General features: G+C 43.1%; 18 protein-coding genes. 8 read left to right on the plus strand and 10 right to left on the minus strand.

What is annotated here, in order from left to right; genetic code table 11:
• Window positions 1–16: 16 nt before the first annotated feature.
• Window positions 17–829: a class I SAM-dependent methyltransferase gene (locus Q3A68_RS20075; RefSeq protein WP_302902922.1), complete on the minus strand. Its 813-nt coding sequence runs from the start codon at window positions 827–829 to the stop codon at window positions 17–19.
• A 77-nt stretch (window positions 830–906) separates the two neighbouring features.
• Here Q3A68_RS20075 and Q3A68_RS20080 point away from each other — a divergent pair, with 77 nt between their 5' ends.
• Window positions 907–1,872 carry a nucleotide-diphospho-sugar transferase gene (locus Q3A68_RS20080; RefSeq protein WP_302902923.1) on the plus strand — a complete coding sequence of 322 codons (966 nt, stop codon included), beginning with the start codon at window positions 907–909 and terminating at the stop codon, window positions 1,870–1,872.
• A gap of 116 nt (window positions 1,873–1,988) precedes the next feature.
• Here Q3A68_RS20080 and Q3A68_RS20085 read toward each other — a convergent pair whose 3' ends face one another.
• Entirely contained in the window at window positions 1,989–2,651 is a 663-nt protein-coding gene (locus tag Q3A68_RS20085) for a porin family protein (protein ID WP_302902924.1), read from the minus strand.
• Window positions 2,652–2,861: 210 nt separating this feature from the next.
• Between Q3A68_RS20085 and Q3A68_RS20090 the strand changes: the two genes are divergently transcribed.
• From Q3A68_RS20090 to Q3A68_RS20105, 4 genes are all read left to right on the plus strand, one after another.
• Window positions 2,862–4,592, plus strand: coding sequence for a glycoside hydrolase family 3 protein (locus tag Q3A68_RS20090; RefSeq protein WP_302902925.1), 1,731 nt, complete (start codon window positions 2,862–2,864; stop codon window positions 4,590–4,592).
• Window positions 4,593–4,602: 10 nt separating this feature from the next.
• Entirely contained in the window at window positions 4,603–5,274 is a 672-nt protein-coding gene (locus Q3A68_RS20095; protein ID WP_302902926.1) for an NAD-dependent epimerase/dehydratase family protein, read from the plus strand.
• An 82-nt stretch (window positions 5,275–5,356) separates the two neighbouring features.
• Window positions 5,357–8,527, plus strand: a complete 3,171-nt coding sequence (locus tag Q3A68_RS20100) for an ATP-dependent helicase (RefSeq protein ID WP_302902927.1) — start codon at window positions 5,357–5,359, stop codon at window positions 8,525–8,527.
• A gap of 51 nt (window positions 8,528–8,578) precedes the next feature.
• Entirely contained in the window at window positions 8,579–9,931 is a 1,353-nt protein-coding gene (locus tag Q3A68_RS20105) for a M28 family peptidase (RefSeq protein WP_302902928.1), read from the plus strand.
• A gap of 66 nt (window positions 9,932–9,997) precedes the next feature.
• On the opposite strand, the gene Q3A68_RS20110 is transcribed toward Q3A68_RS20105, so the two are convergent.
• From Q3A68_RS20110 to Q3A68_RS20120, 3 genes are read right to left on the minus strand one after another with little or no spacing between them, the layout of a single operon-like run.
• Window positions 9,998–10,804 carry an ABC transporter permease gene (locus Q3A68_RS20110; protein WP_302902929.1) on the minus strand — a complete coding sequence of 269 codons (807 nt, stop codon included), beginning with the start codon at window positions 10,802–10,804 and terminating at the stop codon, window positions 9,998–10,000.
• A gap of 4 nt (window positions 10,805–10,808) precedes the next feature.
• Window positions 10,809–11,708 (minus strand): ABC transporter ATP-binding protein, encoded by a 900-nt coding sequence (locus Q3A68_RS20115; RefSeq protein ID WP_302902930.1) that lies wholly within the window; start codon window positions 11,706–11,708, stop codon window positions 10,809–10,811.
• A complete protein-coding gene (locus tag Q3A68_RS20120) occupies window positions 11,702–11,911 on the minus strand; it encodes a hypothetical protein (protein ID WP_302902931.1) in 210 nt (69 codons plus the stop codon). Before Q3A68_RS20120 ends, Q3A68_RS20115 begins: the two co-directional genes overlap by 7 nt.
• A 202-nt stretch (window positions 11,912–12,113) precedes the next feature.
• Here Q3A68_RS20120 and Q3A68_RS20125 point away from each other — a divergent pair, with 202 nt between their 5' ends.
• Both Q3A68_RS20125 and Q3A68_RS20130 read left to right on the plus strand, forming a co-directional pair.
• Window positions 12,114–13,127: a sensor histidine kinase gene (locus Q3A68_RS20125; RefSeq protein ID WP_302902932.1), complete on the plus strand. Its 1,014-nt coding sequence runs from the start codon at window positions 12,114–12,116 to the stop codon at window positions 13,125–13,127.
• Window position 13,128: 1 nt separating this feature from the next.
• The gene (locus Q3A68_RS20130) at window positions 13,129–13,854 is read left to right on the plus strand and encodes a LytR/AlgR family response regulator transcription factor (protein ID WP_302902933.1); all 726 of its coding nucleotides are present in this window, start codon (window positions 13,129–13,131) and stop codon (window positions 13,852–13,854) included.
• A gap of 55 nt (window positions 13,855–13,909) precedes the next feature.
• Here Q3A68_RS20130 and Q3A68_RS20135 read toward each other — a convergent pair whose 3' ends face one another.
• The 4 genes from Q3A68_RS20135 to Q3A68_RS20150 all read right to left on the minus strand — a co-directional run bounded on the left by Q3A68_RS20135 (window position 13,910) and on the right by Q3A68_RS20150 (window position 16,907).
• Complete coding sequence (locus Q3A68_RS20135) at window positions 13,910–14,644, minus strand: lysophospholipid acyltransferase family protein (RefSeq protein WP_302902934.1); 735 nt, start codon at window positions 14,642–14,644, stop codon at window positions 13,910–13,912.
• A 100-nt stretch (window positions 14,645–14,744) separates the two neighbouring features.
• Complete coding sequence (locus Q3A68_RS20140; protein WP_302902935.1) at window positions 14,745–15,188, minus strand: carboxymuconolactone decarboxylase family protein; 444 nt, start codon at window positions 15,186–15,188, stop codon at window positions 14,745–14,747.
• A gap of 4 nt (window positions 15,189–15,192) precedes the next feature.
• A complete protein-coding gene (locus tag Q3A68_RS20145) occupies window positions 15,193–16,077 on the minus strand; it encodes a cupin domain-containing protein (protein WP_302902936.1) in 885 nt (294 codons plus the stop codon).
• Between the two features lie 11 nt (window positions 16,078–16,088).
• Window positions 16,089–16,907, minus strand: coding sequence for an MBL fold metallo-hydrolase (locus Q3A68_RS20150; RefSeq protein WP_302902937.1), 819 nt, complete (start codon window positions 16,905–16,907; stop codon window positions 16,089–16,091).
• 84 nt (window positions 16,908–16,991) lie between these two features.
• Between Q3A68_RS20150 and pdxR the strand changes: the two genes are divergently transcribed.
• Window positions 16,992–18,473, plus strand: coding sequence for a MocR-like pyridoxine biosynthesis transcription factor PdxR (gene pdxR / locus Q3A68_RS20155; RefSeq protein ID WP_302902938.1), 1,482 nt, complete (start codon window positions 16,992–16,994; stop codon window positions 18,471–18,473).
• Between the two features lie 65 nt (window positions 18,474–18,538).
• Here the strand turns inward: pdxR and Q3A68_RS20160 are convergent, their stop codons facing one another.
• On the minus strand, window positions 18,539–20,971 hold the full coding sequence (locus Q3A68_RS20160) for an ABC transporter permease (protein WP_302902939.1): 2,433 nt from the start codon (window positions 20,969–20,971) through the stop codon (window positions 18,539–18,541).
• Window positions 20,972–21,240 lie beyond the last annotated feature (269 nt).

Genomic DNA, 21,240 nt, shown 5'->3' on the forward strand with positions numbered 1-21,240 from the left:
AGCCTTCTTAAACTGATCAACTATTTAATTTGTCTTTAATATATTGCCAGTCTGCCATTAATAGACTTTCCATCTTGCCATACTTACTTTCATCTGCTTTTTTTACTATTTTTTTTGTTTTTCTGAGTAAAAAATTATCTCTGACGGGTTTCAAAATATCCTGATTAAATAATTGCTTGCTAAAAAGGTGTAAAAATTTTCCGTCGGTATAAAATTTATAACCCAAATGTTTAGCTATGTAAGCTAAAGATTCAACATTATAAAATGCAATGTGCTGCCCTGTTTCCTGAGACAAGTACCACCAGTTGTTAATATCAGCCAATTGCTTAGGTTGCAGTTCAGTTGTAAAAAGCAGATTATCTGAAAGTTCAAGCATTTTTTTTATTTCTTCAATCGGGTTAGGTAAATGCTCAAATACTTCAAAGGCACTCACTACTTCAAAAGTTGTACCGGGCGGCAGGTCGGTGAAGTCGAAATGCTCGGCAAACAAATTCTGGCAATATTTATCGGTGTGATAAAAATTAAAACCCTTATCACGCATTAAACGCGTAAATAAACCATACCCTCCAGCATAATCCAGGAAAATACCCTTTCTATTAAATTTAGTAGCTAAAAGCTTGCTGACCCTTACAGATAAATCAATGTTGCGGGATGGCAAACCAATATCCAGCTTTGTTATTATGGATGAGTAAGCTTCCTCCAGCCAAAAGGGGTGCTCCGTTTGTATAAAGCCGGTTTCGTTGCATCTGTAATATTTAACTTCATACTTATTGAGGACCAATTTGGTAAACAATAAGGTAGTATCCCTCCCGGTGATCTTACTTTGCATATTTTATTTAGGTGTTTTTGTAAAAAAACAGGTACTAAGTAGTACATTTTTCGTGCTAAAATAAACAAATTTGCAGCATGAAAATAGTTACGGACGAGCCTTATGATATAAAATCAGCTGTACTATTCATCATATTTAACAGACCGGATACCACTAAAAAGGTTTTTGACCAAATAAAGGCTGGTAAACCGGGGCGGTTATACATAGCGGCAGACGGGCCGCGAATGAACAGACCGGGAGAAGAGGTGCTTTGTAGACAAACCAGAGAAATTATTAATGATGTTGACTGGCCTTGCGAAGTAAAAACGCTTTTCAGGCAAACTAATCAGGGATGTAAGGAAGCGGTATCATCAGCAATAGCCTGGTTTTTTGAAAACGAAGAAGAAGGTATAATATTAGAGGACGATTGCCTGCCTAACAATAGTTTTTTTAGGTTTTGCGATACACTTCTGGAAAAGTATCGTTTTGATAATCGGATAGGGCATATTTCGGGATGTAATTTTCAGCATGGAAAAAAATGGGGAAGTGCAAGTTATTACTTCTCCAATATGACGCATGTATGGGGATGGGCAAGCTGGAGAAGAGTGTGGAAGGGATACAGCAAAGACCTTAAAAAGTTCAGTGAAAAAGAAATAAGAAAACAATTGAAAAATGTATTTGATGATAATTTTATCGTCGATACGTGGGTGCAGATATTCAACGATACAAAAGCCGGCAAAATAGATACCTGGGATTATCAATTAGCGTTAACCAATTTTTTCAATGGAAGCCTCTCTATTATCCCTAACAGTAATTTGATAAGTAACATCGGTTTTGGTAATAATTCAACGCATACTGTTGATGTGGATAGCCCTAATGCCAATATTCCATTACAGGATATTGGCGAGATAGCGCATCCGGAGTGTGTTCTCCCTGAAAAAAAGGCTGATTTGCTTACACTGCACTATGATTTTGATGTTGAACACCAAAGGCCCAAACATAATTTATTGAGGCGAAGGTTTAAAAGATGGGTAAAATCGTTGTTCAGATCGAAGAATAGTTAATAAACTTAGAGACTGTTCAAATTTTGTGCAATCATAACTTATTGGTGCTAAAAGCATGGATTTCGACAATAAATTTAAACAGACTCTAAGTTAATAATAACTAAATTCCGTGTGTTTTACTGAAACTTAATCCCTATACCAAACTGCCAAACCTGGTTACGATAGTCGGAGATTGGAGAATTCTGGTCATAAGTATTGGACGTAAGATCGATCAGGTAACGGGCGTGTATATCAACGTTCTGGTTAAGATCGATGCTGACGCCAAAAGCTCCTGAGATATAGCTTTTGTTGGTGGCATCATCGTAATAACTTTCACGGCTCACAGTAAATCCATTATCAAACGTGGTAGTGCTGGCTAATGGAATATTGATTTGCGGCCCTACCAGGAAATTGAAGCCGCGGACAATACGGAACTTCGCCAGCAAAGGGATATCGATATAATTATTGCGCTGCGTTAAAACCCCATCGGTCGTATTAGCCTGGTAGCCTTTCTGTGAAAACAATACTTCTGGTTCGAATGATAATGGATATATCACGGGAATATTAGCAACTAAGCCGGCATTAAAACCCACGATACCACTTGTGCTATAGCCGGTATTGTAGGAAGATACTGTATTGGCAAGGCTAACACCTCCTTCTATTCCAACACTTGGACGATTAAAGTCGTCTTGCTGACGTTGTACAGGGCGACGGTGAACACGACGCGGGCCATAATAAGTTTGAGCGCTTACAGATCCTGCAACCAGCAGGCATATAGCTAAAATAAAAATGTGTTTCATTGGAGTAAGTTTTTATAGTTTATTGACTTTTTAGAGTGAAAGACAACAAATAGGTTTAGTTGTTTATCGAAATTTTTTTAATTAGGGTTTAATAGTGGTTGAACAGGTTGTAGTTCAACTGTTATAAAGGTTTTTTAGCAATAACTTTTACAGCCTTTCAACATTTCTAACATTTACAACTAATTTGCAATAGCTACATTTGAAACCTCTATGAATCAACTTAAAAAAGGGTTAAGCTTTACTTTCCTGTGTGTGTTGTTAGTGAGCGGCCTTTCTGTTGACGCTCAGCAAAAAATTAGTTATATCAATCTGTTAAGCCATCAAAACCATTGGGTCGATTCGGTTTATAAAAAACTCAGCCGTAAACAACGTGTAGCGCAATTATTTTTTGTCAGGGCACATACCAACCGGGGACAGGCCTATGAAGATTCCGTAGGGAATGTGATCAAAGATCAGCAAATCGGTGGTTTGGTGTTTTTTCAAGGGGGACCGGTGCGACAATTGACCCTCATCAATATCTACCAGAAACTGGCTAAAGTACCCCTTCTTGTTGCAATGGATGGTGAGTGGGGTGTAGGTATGCGGTTGGATTCAACAATGTCTTATCCATATCAGATGACCTTAGGCGCCATACAGGATAATTCATTGATCTATAAAATGGGTCAGTTTGTAGCCTATGACTTTAAACGGTTGGGCATGCAGATCAACCTGGCGCCGGATATGGACGTGAATAACAATCCCAATAACCCGGTGATCAACTACCGGTCTTTCGGGGATAACAAATACAATGTTGCGACTAAGGGGATTGCTTATATGAAGGGTATGCAGGACGCAGGTTTGCTTACTACTGCCAAACATTTTCCTGGCCACGGCGACACGAATGTAGATTCGCATCTTGATCTGCCTTTACTGCCTTTTAGTCGGGAACGATTAGATACACTCGAGGAATATCCTTTCCGCCAGGCAATCAAAGCAGGTATAAGCGGGGTAATGATAGCCCATATGAATATCCCAGCACTGGATACAACCAAAAATCTGCCGTCTACTTTATCGCGCCCTATTGTAACTGGGATATTAAAAGATTCACTTGGTTTTAAGGGCCTGGTGGTATCCGATGCGATGGAGATGAAAGCTGTAGTAAAATATTTTCCTGAAGGTGATGCAGATCTTCGGGCTTTTATAGCCGGGAATGATATTATCGAATTGTCGGAAGATTCAAAGAGAGCAATTGATATTATAAAGAAAGCCGTGCGCCAGAAGAAAATAACCAAACTGGAGTTTGAAGCAAAAGTGAAGAAAGTATTGGCTGCCAAATACTGGGCAGGATTGAATCATTATCGCGAGGCCTCACCCGAACATTTGGTTGAAGACCTGAACAGGGAAAGTGCTAAAGCATTGGTTCAACAATTGACCGATGCATCAGTTACCTTATTAAAAGGGGATGCCTCAACCGTGCAGTTAAGCCCGATCGCCAAAACAGCTATCATCAGCATCGGGGTTTCAGGGCCTACCTTATTTCAAAATGAAATAGCCCAATGGTATTTGAATAATGATACCTTTATTGTAGACAAGACAACACCAGCGGATGATTTGCTCGCGCTACTGGATAAATTACGCAGCTACGACCAGGTAATCGTTAGTATTAATGATACCCGGGCCCGGCCTGCCAGCAAGCTGGATTACAGCAACGGCGTAAAAATATTTATTGCGCAAGTGGCTGCTCATCCGCATTCAGTAGTTTGTGTGTTTGCCAATCCTTACACCCTGGCTGGTTTACCTGGTATTGAAAATAGCGGTGCATTAATTGCCGGATACCAGATGAGCGACGAAATGCAGCGATCGGCGGTGAAGGTGATCAACCGAATCATCGGTCCGAAAGGGAAGTTACCGGTTCGGGTCAGTACTGTTTTTCCTTATGGCACGGGAGTTATTTTAAAATAAGTTCGACAGCATGGAAACAAAGATCAGGGCGATTGTTACCGGGGCTACCGGGATGGTGGGCGAAGGTGTATTGCAGGAATGTTTATTGCACCCGCAGGTAGAAGCGGTACTGGTAGTGAACCGAAAACCATGCGGGGTAACTCATCCAAAACTGAAAGAGATCATCCATGCTAACTTTTTTGATGTTTCGCCGATTGCGGATCAGCTGAAAGGATATAATGCCTGCTACTTCTGCCTGGGCGTAACTTCCATCGGCAAGAAAGAGCCGGAGTATTATAAACTCACTTATACCCTAACCATGCATGTTGCTGAGACCTTAAGCCGGCTCAATCCCGATATGACCTTTTGTTACGTATCTGGCGCTAGCACAGACAGCAGCGAAAAAGGCAGTCAGATGTGGGCGAGGGTGAAAGGTAAAACAGAGAATGACCTGGCAAAGCTTCCTTTTAGGCAGGAATTCAATTTTCGGCCTGGATTGATGAAAGCCGCCAAAGGAGCTAAGAATGTGCCTTCAATCTATAAATATCTTAGCTGGCTATACCCGGTTATTCATTGGCTTTTCCCGTCTGCATCATGTGATTTGACAGAGGTTGGGCGGGCGATGATCAACGTTACTTTGTATGGTTACCCGACGCAAATTTTAGAAGTGAAAGATATTGTGACGGCGGCGAAGACAGTCTAAAAATCTTCAATATTCATTTTCTATTTGATAGTGGCCCGAAAATATTTTCGTTGCCTTTTGCTTACATTTACTTTATTCTATTATGCAATCTACTCCCAATAAATATAACGAGAAATTTCAGGAAGCTTTAAACCGACTGAACCCGGAGCAACGCTCTGCTGTGGATCAGATAGAGGGGCCAGTGCTGGTTGTTGCCGGTCCGGGAACGGGTAAAACGCAAATATTGGCGGCACGTATAGGCAAGATATTACTGGATACCGACGCCAATGCGCACGAAATTTTGTGTTTAACCTATACCGATGCTGGAGCCGTGGCTATGCGTAAGCGTTTATTCGAGTTTATCGGGCCGGACGCTTACCGGGTGAATATTTATACTTTCCACGCTTTTTGTAACGAGGTGATCCAGGAAAACCTAGACTATTTTGGCAAACTGAACTTGGAGCCTTTATCTGATCTGGATTCGGTTTCTCTTTTCCAGGAATTGGTAGATGATTTTCCGAATGACCATTTATTAAAGCGTTTCACCGGAGATATTTATTACGATGTTCCGCGCCTGAAGAACCTGTTCTCGGTTATGAAACGGGAAAACTGGGACGAGGAAATGATCCGTGTTGCCGTTGATGAATATTTGAATGATTTACCTAATCGTGAAGAATTCATTTACAAAAGAGCTAACGCCGTAAAAGGCATCAAAGCCGGCGACCTAAAACAAAAAGATATTGATGCTGCACGCGAGGTAATGTCGAAGCTTTTATCGGCGGTGAGCGAATATCAGCGTTATGACGCCAAAATGAAGACGGGCGGCTATTATGATTATGATGACATGATCATTTGGGTGCTTAAAGCCTTCCGTGAGAATGAGGAAATGCTGCGCAAATACCAGGAGCGCTATCAATATGTTTTGGTGGACGAATTCCAGGATACCAGCGGTTCGCAAAGCGAATTACTGAAGTTGCTGCTGAATTATTGGGATACGCCAAACGTGTTTGTAGTAGGTGACGACGATCAATCGATTTTCAAGTTCCAGGGCGCCAATATGAAGAACATACTGGATTTTGCGGGTGACTATGTCAAAACATTGAAGACCGTCGTGCTAAAGCATAATTACCGATCTAACCAGCATATACTGAATGTTTCAAAAGCGTTAATAGGCAATAACCGTGAGCGATTAACGGGACAATTGCAACTGGATAAAAACCTGATGGCAGCCGGTGCCCGGTTCAAGGAATTGGCACATGAACCTGTGATCCGGGAATACGAAAACCCCGCGCAGGAAATGGTGCATACGGCACATCAGATCAGACAATTGATAGAGGGCGGAACAGCAGCCGGTGAAATAGCGGTCATTTATCGTAATCATAGTCAGGTAGAGGAATTGCTGCAATATCTCGATTCGAAAAAAATAGCCGTAAATACGCGACGAAAGATCGATATCCTAACCCTACCCTTTGGCGAAAAGATCATCAATATACTACGCTATCTCGCTATGGAAATGGATTCGCCCTATAGTGGCGATGAGTTGCTGTTTGAGATCATGCATTATGATTTTTTTGAAATACCGCCGATTGAGATTGCCAAAGCCAGTATCGCAGTTGCCAATCAAAACTATAAGACGTCGAATAACGGAGAGCCAAAATCATCGCTCAGAAGATATATCAGCGAATTAAAAATGCCTGCCCAGCAAGCATTATTTGATGCGCCCGCTAACCAGGAAATGAAATACCTGATGACCTACATCGATGATCTGTTGAAGGCATCGGTTAGTGTCACTTTACAACAGCTTTTCCAGGATCTGATCGCCAAGATGGGTATTCTGCGATATATCATGAAACAGCCAGATAAAGGCTGGTACATACAAGTGCTGACCAACTTCTTCGATTTTCTGAAAGATGAAAGCCGCAAAAATCCGGATATCAGTGCAGGTAATCTGGTTGCTATCATCGACCTGATCCGTGATAATAACATAAGGCTACCGTTAACGCAAGTGATCTATTCCGAAAATGGTGTCAACTTTTTAACAGCACATGGCTCAAAAGGTCTTGAATTTGAACACGTGTTCCTGATCGGTTGCGACAAGAAAACATGGGATAGCAAAGGGCGGAATAATGGGTTCAGCCTGCCAGATACATTAACACAAGCGCCGGATGATGAGATCGCTCAGCGGGAGGAAGCAAGGCGTTTATTTTATGTGGCTTTAACCCGGGCCAAGCAGCATTTAAGCGTTTCATACGCGGCAAGGGACAAGAACGGGAAAGACCAGGAAGCATCACAATTCGTTGGCGAAATATTGGCTGCAACCAATTTGCGGATAGACTATCCAAAGCCTGCAGAGGAGGACATGCTGGATTTTTATGCTACGCAGTTTAGTGAAGATGATAAGCCGAAAGTAGAGCTGATTGACAAAAATTATATTAACCAGTTATTGCAAAACTATACGCTGTCCGTTACCCATTTAAGTAACTATCTGGATTGTCCGCTACGGTTTTATTTCCAATGTCTGATTAGGGTACCTTCAGGGAAAAGTCCATCAGCAACATTTGGTTCGGCTGCACATGATGCTTTGAAAAGGGCTTTCCGTGCATTGAAGGAGAACAATGACGAATTCCCACCGACAGAGCTATTTATGAAGGATTTCCGGACTTACATGTTCCGCAACCGGGATTCATTCACCAAAGACGAATTCAAACGACGACTGGATTACGGGGACAAAATATTGCCACCTTATTACGAGCTGAATACACTGAGTTGGAATAAAATAGCCCTTGTGGAGCTATCAATAAAGAACATCGAGGTGGGTGGCGTGCCTGTAAAAGGAAGTTTGGATAAAGTAGAGTTTACCGGAAAACAGGTTACAGTAGTTGATTACAAAACAGGTAAATTCCGCAATGCAAAAGAGAAATTACAGCGGCCAACCAATGACAAACCTAATGGCGGCGATTACTGGCGGCAAGCAGTTTTTTATAAGTTGCTTATTGAGAATGACCGATCCAAAGACTGGCAGGTAATAAGTACGCAGTTTGATTTTATTGAACCGGTAAGCGAAGGCGAATATGTTACTGAAAAGATAGTTATCAGTCCGGAAGATGTGGAGATTGTGAGGGAGCAGATCAGGACGGTTTATGCCAAAATACAGGCGCATGATTTCAATACCGGTTGCGGCAAAGAGGAGTGCGACTGGTGCCATTTTGTGCGCAGTAATTTTAAGCAGACCGGGAATATTATGGAAGAGGCGGAAGAAGCGGATGCTAATTAGATAAACCGTAGAGACGCGATGCATCGCGTCTAAAAATGACCAAATATCACCATGAAATACTTGAAATTCATTTTACCGTTATTTTTCTGTGTGCCTGCCATAGCTCAAACCACCATTAAGCAGGATGCTGTCATTAAGCAAATGGTGGATGAAGTATCGTCAAGCAATATCGAGACGATCATTCGCAAATTGGTAAGTTTTAAATCGCGGCATACGCTTGGGGATACCACCAGTAAAACAACCGGCATAGGCGCGGCACGGAATTGGATAAAAGCGGAATATGAAAGGTATGCTGCTGACTCACATGGGCGAATGACTGTAAAATTCGACACGCTTACTCAGCCTAAAGGCGAAAGAGTAAATGCGCCTGTTAAACTGAAAAACGTATTAGCCATTTTGAAAGGCACCGAGCCTAAAGATACCCGTGTCTATATCGTCTCAGGACACTACGATTCGCGGATGAGTGATATAATGGATCCGAATGGTGATGAACCCGGTGCCAATGATGACGCTTCGGGCACAGCAGTTTCAATGGAACTGGCGAGGATAATGAGTAAGCGTTCATTCCCTGCGACGATTATTTTTATGGCTGTAGCTGGCGAGGAGCAGGGCCTATTGGGTTCGGCCCATGTGGCTAAACGTGCTAAAGCCGAAAACTGGAATATTGATGCGGTGCTGAATAATGATATCGTGGGAAACAGTCACGGCATGGAAACCGATGTGAGGGATAACCGAAGCGTGCGCATATTCAGCGAGGGGGTGCCAACTATCGATAGCCGCAATGAAAAGAATATCGCAAGCCTGATAGCGCTGGGTGGCGAAAATGATAGTCCCTCACGCGAACTATCGCGCTATATTAAAGAAACAGGCGAGCGCTATGTTGACCAGTTGGATGTAAAACTGATCTACCGGCGCGACCGCTACCTGCGTGGCGGTGATCATACTCCTTTCCAGCAGGAGGGATTTACCGCAGTGCGTATCACCGAAATGAATGAAGACTATACCCGCCAGCATCAGACCATCCGTACCGAAAATGGTATAAACTATGGCGATCTGCCTGATTATGTGGATTTCAACTATGTGCAAAAAGTTGCAAGGATGAATCTTTCGGTGTTAGCTAACCTGGCATTAGCCCCCGCTGAACCGCAAAATGTAGGCATGGTAACCAGCGGCTTAACCAATCGAACCCAATTAAACTGGGACGCTCCTGCAAGCGGTAAAAAGCCTGCCGGATATTATGTGTTAATGCGTGAAACAACCAGCCCGTATTGGGAGAAGAAGTTTTATGTCACCGATACCAAAGCTGATCTGGCTTATTCAAAGGATAATTATTTCTTCGCGGTGCAATCGGTGGATGCAGAAGGGCATGAAAGTTTGCCGGTATATCCGAAACCGGTGAAGTGATTTTAGATTTTATATCTGCGCATAGTAGAGACGCGATGCATCGCGTCTCTATGGACCGGATTCATTTTATTTGACGCTCTTCTTTAGCACGATAAAATACCCCAAAACAAATACTACCACCGCAACCGCCAGGCTCACTAATATATCTTTAGTGAATATATCCACGGTGATCTGCGGCATGGCTGGGCCGTTATTCGTGCGACTATTTAGCAGACCTTTTATGGTCAACATAGGGTGGCTGTAAGGATACAGGTAAGCATATTGCCAGTTCATATTGGCGAAGATTACCCCGGCAATAGTTGCTACAAAACCTATACCCATCGGCTTTAAAAAATCACGGAAGAGCAGGCTGAGTAAGAACTGTATAGATAATATACCCAAAGAGGCTAAAAAAAGTTTGAAGTAAATCTGGACCAGCAGTTTTTCAATATGGTATTCATTGAATTTTACTTCGGGCTTCAACATGCTTAAAAAATTACCGAAACCAAGCGTAAAAAGAACGAACAATGCAAGGCAAAGAAATACCAGAAAAAGCGCATAGAAATACTTGGCAGAATAGATAGACCATTTGGCAATAGGCAAGCTGAACAATGATTTCCAGGTTTCGGACTTATGCTCAATGTTGTTTACAGAATAAGCAATAAATACGATCAGCATCGGCAGCAATAAAGAGCCCATCACCGCCAGGATAGCGCCAGCAAATTGCAGCCAGGCCATAAAACCAGGTATATTGGCTAAATGTTCACTTTTGTTAAAGAAGCCTATGAAAAGTAGTGCACAGATGAGCAACGGCAATAAAACAGCGCTCCAGAAACCCATGGTTTTGCGCGTTTTATAAAACTCAGACCGGAACGATAGTAAAAATCCCTTCATCTGCTCAGGCGTTTTGGGTGATATCTAAAAATAATTTCTCCAGGTCCTTATTTACTTTGCGGATGCTGTAAACGGTATAATCGTTTTTGTTCAGCAAAGTGTTTATCTCTCCCATTTGCGTTTTTGATGCGAAGGGAACAGATACACATTCATCGTTAACATCCGTAACGGTAAGACCGTGTTTTTTCAGAAAGTTGGCGGCATCGACAGTATCATTCAATTCAACCTGTATTTGAGGCTGACTGATTGCTTCCAGATCCTTTATACTTCCCTGGAAAAGCATCTCGCCTTTATGGATAATGCCTACATGGGTAGCCATACGTTCCACTTCTGCCAGCAAATGGCTCGATATAAATACTGTCTTTTTATGTTGAGTGACCAACCTGATCAATAATTCCCGCACTTCAATAATTCCGTTCGGATCAAGGCCGTTAGTAGGTTCGTCGAGAATCAAAAGTTTTGGGTCAGCTAACAACGCAAGCGCTATACCCAGTCGCTGTTTCATGCCCAGCGAATATTTGCCTGCTTTCTTGTGGGCGGCCTCCTTAAGATGAACAAGCTCCAGCATTTCATCTACCCGTTTTTCGGGAACCTGTAATAGCAAAGCACGGTTCACCAGGTTTTCCCTGCCGGAAAGATGAAGGTAAATAGCAGGTTGCTCAATCAGCGAACCAATTTGTGAAAGAATGGGAATACGGTTGTTCCGCAGGTCCTGGTCAAAAATATGAATGCTGCCTTGATCTGTTTTTAACAGATTGAGCAGCAATTTTATAGTGGTGGTTTTTCCGGCGCCGTTTGGGCCAAGGAAACCGTAGATACTGCCTTCGGGCACTTGCAGGGATAGCGATTTGACAACCTGTTGATTGCCGAAATTAAAGCTCAACCCCTCCGTGCTGATTACCATAGTTTTTCTTTGGCAACAGAGCAAACAGTTTTAACTAGGGTTACGCCTTTATAAAACAGCGAAGTTGCATGTACTGCAGCAGACGTGCCTTCGGCATAAACCTTTTTTTGTTGAAATTGATAACCTATCCCCATCACCAAGGCAAATACTACAGGTAGCAGCAGTAAGATAAATGGATTCGAATTAGAGACTAGCTTTTTCATTGTGTGATTGATTATGATACAAATAAAAGGCGAAAGTTTAATCTGCTAAAATCTATTAGACCAACTGACGGGAATTGTAGATGAACGGACATTTTTCGGTTTTCAGGCGTTCATCGAAGATTTTGCCGGGTTTATCGGTAAAAACGGGGTCTATATATAAATATATAGCTGATAAAGCACCGAATATATTACATTAGATGCAATGAAGCGTAACTGGCAAATATTCTGGCATGTTGTTTTTTGGGTAAGTATTGTAAGCTATTTTGCAATAGTTACCCATAATAACAGTAAAATAAGCACCAGGGATTTATTAGTGCTTTTTGTCGGTTATGGCTCCATTAATATCGGGCTTTTTTATCTCAATTATCTCTACCTCATTCCTAAATTCTTAGATAAGAAGAAGTACCGGTATTATGCTCTTTCACTGGTTGCCGTGATCATCCTGTTTGGGCTGATGAAATATGGCATAGGGCTCTATTTTAAAGCCCTTATATTACAGCATGGGAATGGTAAAACAATGTCCTTTGGGTCTTATTTTATTAGCGCGGCGTTAACCAGTATTTTTTTCCTGTTCCTGAGTACGGCCCTTAAATTCGGTGTCGACTGGTTTTTGAATGAACGCGTACAGCGCGACCTGGAAAACCAGAGGCTCACTGCCGAGTTGGCTTTCCTAAAATCGCAGATCAATCCGCATTTTCTATTCAATTCGCTCAACAGTATTTATTCGCTGGCCTATCAAAAGTCGGATACCACACCAGAGGCTATCCTGAAGCTTTCAGAAATCATGCGATATATGCTGTACGAGAGCAATGACAATAAAGTCGATCTGGCGAAGGAATTGCAATATCTGCAGAACTATATCGACCTGCAAAAGATCAGATTTGGCAATAAAGCCTTTGTCGACTTTAAAATAACGGGCGAGGTTGGTAACCAAAAGATTGTACCTTTGCTGTTGATCGCATTTATAGAGAATGCCTTTAAGCACGGGGTAGCCAATGATCCGTCTTCGCCCATTTGTTTACGGATAAACCTGGATGGTACCCATCTTCATTTTTTTATGGAGAATAAAAAGCACATGATGAACCGGGACACAGAGGGCGGAATAGGGTTAAATAATGTTAAAAGACGGCTCGATCTGCTTTATTCCGGGAAATATAGCTTAACTATACGAGACGAAGCCAATACCTATACATGCGAATTATCATTAGTTTTATAATATGATCAGATGCCTTGTAGTAGATGATGAGCCCTTGGCGCTCCATATATTGGAAGATTACATCTCCAAGATGCCTTTTTTGCAATTGGTGAAGGTAACGACCAATCCAATTGAGGCACTGCAACTGGTACAAGGGGGTGATATCGACCTGGTATTCCTTGATGTGCAGATGCCAGAGTTAACAGGCATCCAGTTCCTGCGTATTGCTAATGGAAAATCGAAAGTAATTCTAACTACAGCCTATTCTCAATATGCATTGGAAGGCTATGAACTTGACGTAATCGATTACCTGCTAAAACCTATTGCATTCGATCGCTTCTTTAAATCAGTTCAAAAAGCGCAGACAATCATACAACCATCGGTAAAGCCGGAAATTAAAGTGGAAGCTGTTGCCCAGAATGATTTCCTGAGTGATTTCATCTTTGTGAAAACCGAGCATAAAATTCAAAAGGTATACCTGAACGATATTTTGTTTATTGAAGGATTGAAAGATTATATCTCCATATTCACACCTGCCGAGCGTATCATCACCCTGCAGAATATGAAGAAGATGGAGGATGCTCTACCTGAGAAGCATTTTATCAGGGTACATAAGTCTTATATTGTCTCCATCAATAAGATTGACAGCATCGAGCGCAGTCGTATTTTTATAGGTGATAAGATCATCCCCGTAGGTGATACTTACCGCGAGGATTTCTTTAAGATTATTGACGGGAAAAACATATAGTTTCCAGTTGCCACTGGGCGGTTCGCAGAAGATGAATTAGAAATTTGCCAACTGCCTACTGACCAAGGGATTTTCGTATGGACAACTCCGCTTCAGCAACTACTTCATCAACGGGTCTTTTTTCAGGTTCTATAGGAGGGAGCACTTTCCAGGTCATCCGGGTAAAGGTATTCAATGGATAGGCGCCATGACGCACCATCTTCCAGGCGTTATCTATAGCTATTGGTATAATCAAAGCTTCGGGGCACTTTCTAAGTAGCGTAGCAACTCCTGTTGGTTTAAATGATTTTACAATTCCGTCTTTAGAGCGTGTCCCTTCCGGGAATATCATAGCCGACCATTTTCTTTCCCTCATCCGGGTGCCGAGTGCAGCAATTTCGGTAATAGATTGTCTCGCATCTTTCCGGTCGATATTGGCAGCTCCGCCATGACGAAGGTTATAGGATATAGAAGGGATACCCTTCGCCAGCTCGATCTTGGAGATAAACTTAGCGTGATATTTACGCAGGAACCAGATCATTACGGGTATATCATACATGCTTTGATGGTTAGCAATAAAAATGATCGGTCTGCCTATGGGTAAGTTTTGTTTATTGATGAATGTTACGGTATTGCCCAGCGAATAATAAGTGCTTACCAGGAAAAAGTTCAGCGTATCAACCGACCATTTATGTGCTTTATAGCCAAATGCATTATAGCAAAACCATTGAATAGGATGAAAAATAACCAATAATAGCCCGAACAGCAGGTAATGGATGGGTGAAAGGATGTAGCCAAAAAATTTCCTCATTCAAACGCAAAGTTAGAATTTTGTTGGAATGTTGGGAAAGCACAATGTTACAAAGCGATGGGTTTAAAACGATTTAAGCCATCGCTATAGAAGATGCCGATCAATCTACCCCAATCACCATATGTACTGGTATGGCGATGCGGTTCCAACTGTTGATAGTGACAGCGATAAAAATGAGCTGTGCTACACCCTGTTTACCAAAAAGTTTCAACGCCTGCTCATAAGTTTCGTCCGAAACGCCGTGCTGGTAAATGCGGGTTACTTCCTCGGCCAGTTTTAACCCAGCGCACTCTTCCTCGCTGAAGAATGGCGTCTCCCACCAGGCCGAAAGGGCCAGAAGGCGTTGGGCGGTCTCGCCAAGGGCAAGGGCATCGTTAGAGTGGTAGTCGATGCAATAACCGCAGCCGTTGATTTGCGAAACGCGGACTTTGATCAACTCTTTCAATTTTGCTTCGATATCAAATTCTTTGATGTGTTTATCTGCTATAGCCATCGCGTGGTAGATGCGTGGCTCAGCTTCATTAATATTCATTCGTGATTTCATATTCTTAATTTTTAGTTCTGATTGAAGTCGGTTTATTTTTTTCGGCGATGAAGAAGACCAATAGTTTTGCTGTATCGGCCTTGCTGTTATTGCGGGTTACTGCGTGCAAGCCGTTGCTGGTTTCGTAAAAACAATCACCTTGTTTGTAGATATGATGCTTGCCCTCAAAAACTGATTCGAGCTCGCCTTGCAGCAAATAGCCGAAGGTAGGGCAGGGGTGCCTGTGCGCAGGGGACGAACTTCCTGGAGGAAAATTCACTACTTCTATCTGTACTTCGCGATTGCTGATGCCATGCTCGCTGATGAACTGTTTGATCAGTGTACTCTCGGATATTTTTCCGGTTGATGGGTGATGCTCCTGTGCATAGGAACGACAGGCGAATCCAGTTAAAACGATCACACTGGTAAGTAATGCAGTTCTCGCGGCCAACCGTCTGTTAATGGCTCTTCTGGCTAACCAGGCGTCAATACTCCAGTTGTACTCAGGTGGTGTTGCCAGCAGGAAGCTTGCAGCACTGAGTGTAAATACCGAGTACCCCAGCGGCGATTCGATACCAAACGAAATAGCCATGGCCAGGGCGAAGCAGAAACTCAATATCCCGCTGCCGATAGCGGCAGCACGTGTGAACAGTCCCGTCAAAATCATTGCGCCAAAAAGCCCTTCGCCAATGGTGGCTATAATTGCGAAAACGGCAATAATGCCCGAAGGCAAAAAGCTCATTACCTGTCGCGCGTATTCGATAAAGTGCGACCAGTCGCCCCAGCCTACGTGGGGCTGCCCATGTAGGCCGAGGGCGCCCAGCCGATCAGCGACTTCCCATAGATAGGCCGATCCAATGGCTATTCTAAGATAGAGTTGCGGTAGTTTTGTGTTTTGTATCATCTTCATAGCTTGTTGATTTATAGTCCGTAAATATTTTTATAGCGATTCATAGAATTGATGAATATCTCGTAGGCGTTGCCTTCCAGGTCCTGCCCTTCGAAGGTGGCGCCGTACAGGGTATCAAATTTTAGCTTCGAGCATTTTTCGTAGAAGGTGGCAAAATCCTCTTTCGGCAAGGGAATGCTGTTTGGATAGCTGAACATTACCGCTGTGTGGTGCAGGCTTCGCGAAATATAAAGACTGTCGCCACATAGCATTGCTCCGCCAGCTGACAGACCGGAGATATGCAACATACTGCTGCCCGGAAAGTGCCCGCCGACGTGTACCAGCTTGATGTCATCCCAAAGCAGTTTCTCACCACCGCTCCATAATTGCAGGTGCTGCCCCGCATTAAATATCCAGGGAATATCATTTGCGTGAATATAAATAGGGCAGTCAAATTCCTCGGCCCATTCATTCATATTGCTGTAAAAGTGCGGGTGCGAAAATGCAATAGCTTTCAAACCTCCTTGCTCGCTGATAAAGGCTTTGGTCGCATCATCAAGCAGCGGAATGCAATCCCATAAAATATTGCCGCCGGGCGAAAGTAAAAGGAATGCGCGCTGCCCTATTGCAAAATCAGGCTTAATGGTTAGATGGTATAGTCGGTCGTTGATCTTCCTGATTTTAACGGTATGATCTTTCTCCAAAGCTTTTGAACTGGTCCAGCTTTGCCCGTTAAGATTGATGAATTGACGGTCATCATTGCAAATGGGGCAAAGATCAGGCACTGGTTCATCCTGCGGGAACTTGGTTCCGCAGGTGGTGCATATAGTTGATCGGCGGTTGTTGTTCATTTTCCCTGATTTTTTATAATGCTAAATTATGACGACATTGGACTACTTGAATAGTCCAGAATTTATAAATGAAGTAGTCCAGGTATGTCGTTAGTTGAGAGCCTGGTCAGTATCAATAAGGAATCGTCTGTGCCTGTTTATTTACAGATTGCAAATAGCATCGTCGCGCAGATCCGTCGGGGCACCTTAAGGCCCGAGAGTGCATTGCCCGGCAGCCGGGTATTGGCTTTGGCATTGAAGGTACACCGCAAAACCGTTGTCGCGGCCTACGATGAGTTGTATGCCCAAAGCTGGGTTGATAGCTACCAGCGCAAGGGGATTTTTGTGGCGAAGAATTTGCCGGACATTGCGCCAAAAGCACTCATAGAAAATGTGACTGCCGGCAGTTTCCCTGATAAGACATTTTTTGAGGTGGATGAAACGCGTGTACCAATTGCTAAGCTCTACAAGCAAGCTCCGCCACATAATATCGTTATCAACGATGGCTTTCCCGACACCCGCCTGGCGCCTGTTGATTTGCTGATGCGCGAATACAGGCGGTTTGGAAATTACCAGTTCACTTCCAAATACCTTATGTACGGCCAGGAGCAGGGGTCAGAAAATCTGCGTATTGAGTTGGCTAAATTCCTGTCGGAAACACGGAGCATACAGGTGAACCCAGATAATATTTTGATCACCAAAGGTGTGCAGATGGGGATATATCTTGCCGCGCAGGTGCTACTGGCAAAAGGCGATGTTGCTATCGTGCCTGAACCAGGTTACCTAAATGCAAACGAGGTCTTTCAATATGCCGGGGCCGAGTTGGCTTATGCGTCAATGGATGAGCAGGGTATCGACCTAGATGCTGTGGAGGCTATCTGCAAAAAAAAGAATGTCAAGCTTTTATATATTATTCCTCATCATCACCGGCCTACCACGGTCACTTTAAGCTCCGAGCGGCGAATGCAATTGCTGGAGCTGGCTGTTAAATACCGCTTCGCTATACTGGAGGATGATTATGATTACGATTTTCACTATTCCAGCAGCCCGGTGTTGCCTTTGGCCAGCGCAGATTATTATGGCAGCGTTATTTATGTCGGGTCATTTTGCAAAACGATAGCGCCGGGTATACGAATTGGTTTTGTCGCTGCGCCGCAAAACCTGATTATGCCGCTTGCCCGCCTGCGCCGGATGATCGACCGGCAGGGAGAACAATTGCTGGAAGAAGCTTTGGCCAACCTGCTCAAAAACGGCGACATCGGCCTTCACCTAAAAAAGAGCAACAAAATTTATCACGAACGGCGGAATATGTTTTGTCGTTTGTTGCACGAGCAGTTAGGAGATCATGTTTCCTTCAAAATACCCGATGGCGGTTTTGCGGTGTGGTTACAATATCTGGGCAGGCTTAACGCCCGCGATGTATCCCAAAAGGCCAATGAGATAGGTCTGACCGTCAGCAATGGCGAGGATTATTTTAGCCAATCCGTCAACACCCGATTTATACGTATGGGCTTTGCTTCGCTAAATACGAAGGAGATAGAAGAGGGCGTAGACATTTTGAGCAAAGCAGTTCGAAAGCTTAGTTAGCAATACGCTAAAATCCATCGCTATCGGAGAGATATATCTTGATTAACCGATCACCGGTTAACTGACTACTCAGATTTCAAACTCTTCACCGGGTTCACCAAAGCTGCCTTTATGGCCTGAAAACTTACTGTTGCCAGCGCGATGAAAATAGACATTACACCTGCTATAGCAAACATCCACCAACTGATATTCACCTTATAGGCAAATGCCTGTAGCCATTTGTTCATAGCCCACCAGGCTAAAGGCGTTGCGATAATGAATGATATGGACACCAGTTTTACAAACTCTTTTGAAAGCAAGCCAACTAAACCAGTAACACTTGCACCTAATACCTTGCGAATGCCAATCTCTTTCTGACGTTGTTCAGCGCTAAAGGCGGCTAAGCCGAATAATCCGAGGCAAGAGATTAGGATAGCCATTATGGTAAACGAATTAATGATCTGCGATAAGGTAATCTCTGCCTCGTATTGTTTTTGTACTTCCTGGTCGAGGAAGGTATATTCAAAAGGTACGCCTGGCAGGTTTTTCTGCCAAACGGCACCGATCTTGCCTAAAAGTGCCTTGTAATCTTTACTATCGGTTGAAACAGTAATGAACGAGAATGAATTTGGGTCGCCGTTGTAAAACAACATAAACGGCCGCACTTCGCCATGAAGAGAGTTGTAGTTAAAATCTTTCATTACACCAATTACATCTACATAGCTTACAGGTCCGTTCAAATATTGACTGTAAAGCCTCGTCCCCGGTGCTTTTTCAGGCGCTAGGCCTAAACGTTTACACAAAGTTTCGTTGATGAGCGTCTTTAAGGTGTCCTTTATCCTGAAATCGCGGCCGCTGATGATCTTGATACCGTTAGCTTTAACAAACTTCTCATCCGTATCCATATTTTGAGCGTCAATGGCATTCGCACCGTTACCTCCGGCAAGATATACGCCATGGTCACGGCCCACAAACTGGCTGAGATAATTGTTCGACATACTCACTCCTTTTACCTCAGCCAGTTGTCTGAGGTCAGCGGCAAAAGGCGTCATTTTTTGCTGTGAGTCCCCTGTGTAAAAACTAAATACCAATTTTTGGTTCTTGTCAAAGCCCAGGTCTTTGTTTTTGATATAATTCAACTGGCTGTAAATGATAATGATCCCAGTTATCAATATGATAGAAAGCACAAACTGAAAAACCACTAAAGAGCGACGAATGCCAGAAGCGGAAATGTGGCTGGTAAAATTGCCCTTCATCACTTTTATGGCTTCAAAGGCTGACAAGTAAAAGGCAGGGTAACTACCGGCAACTACGCCTGTTACCAGAACAATAGTACCCAGCATAACCCACACGCCGTAGTGACTAAGGAAAGAGAATTTAATTTCTGTATGCGTAATGTCGTTCAGGTAAGGAAGGACAAGGAACAGCAATGGTATTGCGAGCAATACCCCTATGAGCGATAACAAAAACGATTCGCCTAAAAACTGTTTTATAAGGTCGCTCCTGTCAGCACCTACCACCTTACGTACGCCTACCTCTTTGGCGCGTTTGGACGCCCGTGCTGTAGAAAGGTTCATGAAATTGATACAAGCGATCAATTGTATCATAATGGCAATCAACACCAGAACATACAAAAGCGTGGGGCTGACAGTCTTACTCAGCTCAACTTCGTAGCCCGTAGTGGTATGTATTGATGTAAATGGCTGCAGGTGAAGAACTTTGGTCATCCCTAAAGCCTTAAGCTGCTGCGCCCCATGTTTATTCAGAAATTCAGGCAATTTTTTCTCAAGTGCCGAAGCGTCTGCACCGGATTGTAGTTTAATATAAGAACAGGCTAAATTGTAACCAGCCCAGGCGGTATTATCCAATACAAACTGGCCAAACCCACCGCTTCGCATGGTAACGAATATGTTGGCGGTAATACTCGATTTACCCAGGCTTTGATCTACTACACCGTTTACTTTAAAATCATGCTTCCCAAATCCATTATCAATAGTGATGACCTTGCCGACAGGGTCTTCATTGCCAAATAGCTTATCTGCTACAGGCTTTAATAATACAATCGAATAAGGTTGAGCCAAAATATCTCTGGAGTTTTTGCCGTACACAAAATGATAGGTAAATACATCGAAAAATGTCGAATCGACATACGCCAATTTATTTTCGTAGAACGATTTCTCTTTATACTTCAACAGATTTTTACCGTTGCCGAGCATGTCGGTGGATATAAGCCGTGTAAACTGCTTTACTTCAGGGAAATCGCGCTTAATTGCAGGAGCTATCGGCGGCGATGCGGTAGAATTATTATGTTTATCTCCGGTTATCTGCAACGAAGATGTAATACGGTAAATATCCTTTGCATCTTTTTGATATTTATCGTAGCCGAACTGGTCTTGCACATATAGCAATATGTAAAGACAGCATAGCGTACCTGTTGCCAGGCCGATAATGTTGATAAAGCTGAACGTCTTGTTTTTGAGCAAAAAACGAAGAGCGGTTTTAAGATAACTTTTGATCATGGCCACCTGGTTTTGTTGTACAACCAATAGTCTGAACCACTTATTCAGACGACTACAGAATTCCGAAGGTTACACAAGCTGCTCCAAGACGATGCCAAATAGCTATGTATTTGTATTTCAGTAAATTAAACACTATTTGATCGATAAAAGCGTTCGCTTTCGATACAATAGGTGTGCGGTTGTGGGTTATAGTGACCCGTCCGGAAATAGCTACACATTTTGGTGAGATAATCCTGCAAGAACTCCACATTGGATTTTGGTAATCCTAA

Origin of the sequence: Mucilaginibacter tolerans (assembly GCF_030519375.1) — a bacterium.
Classification (GTDB): Bacteria; Bacteroidota; Bacteroidia; order Sphingobacteriales; family Sphingobacteriaceae; genus Mucilaginibacter.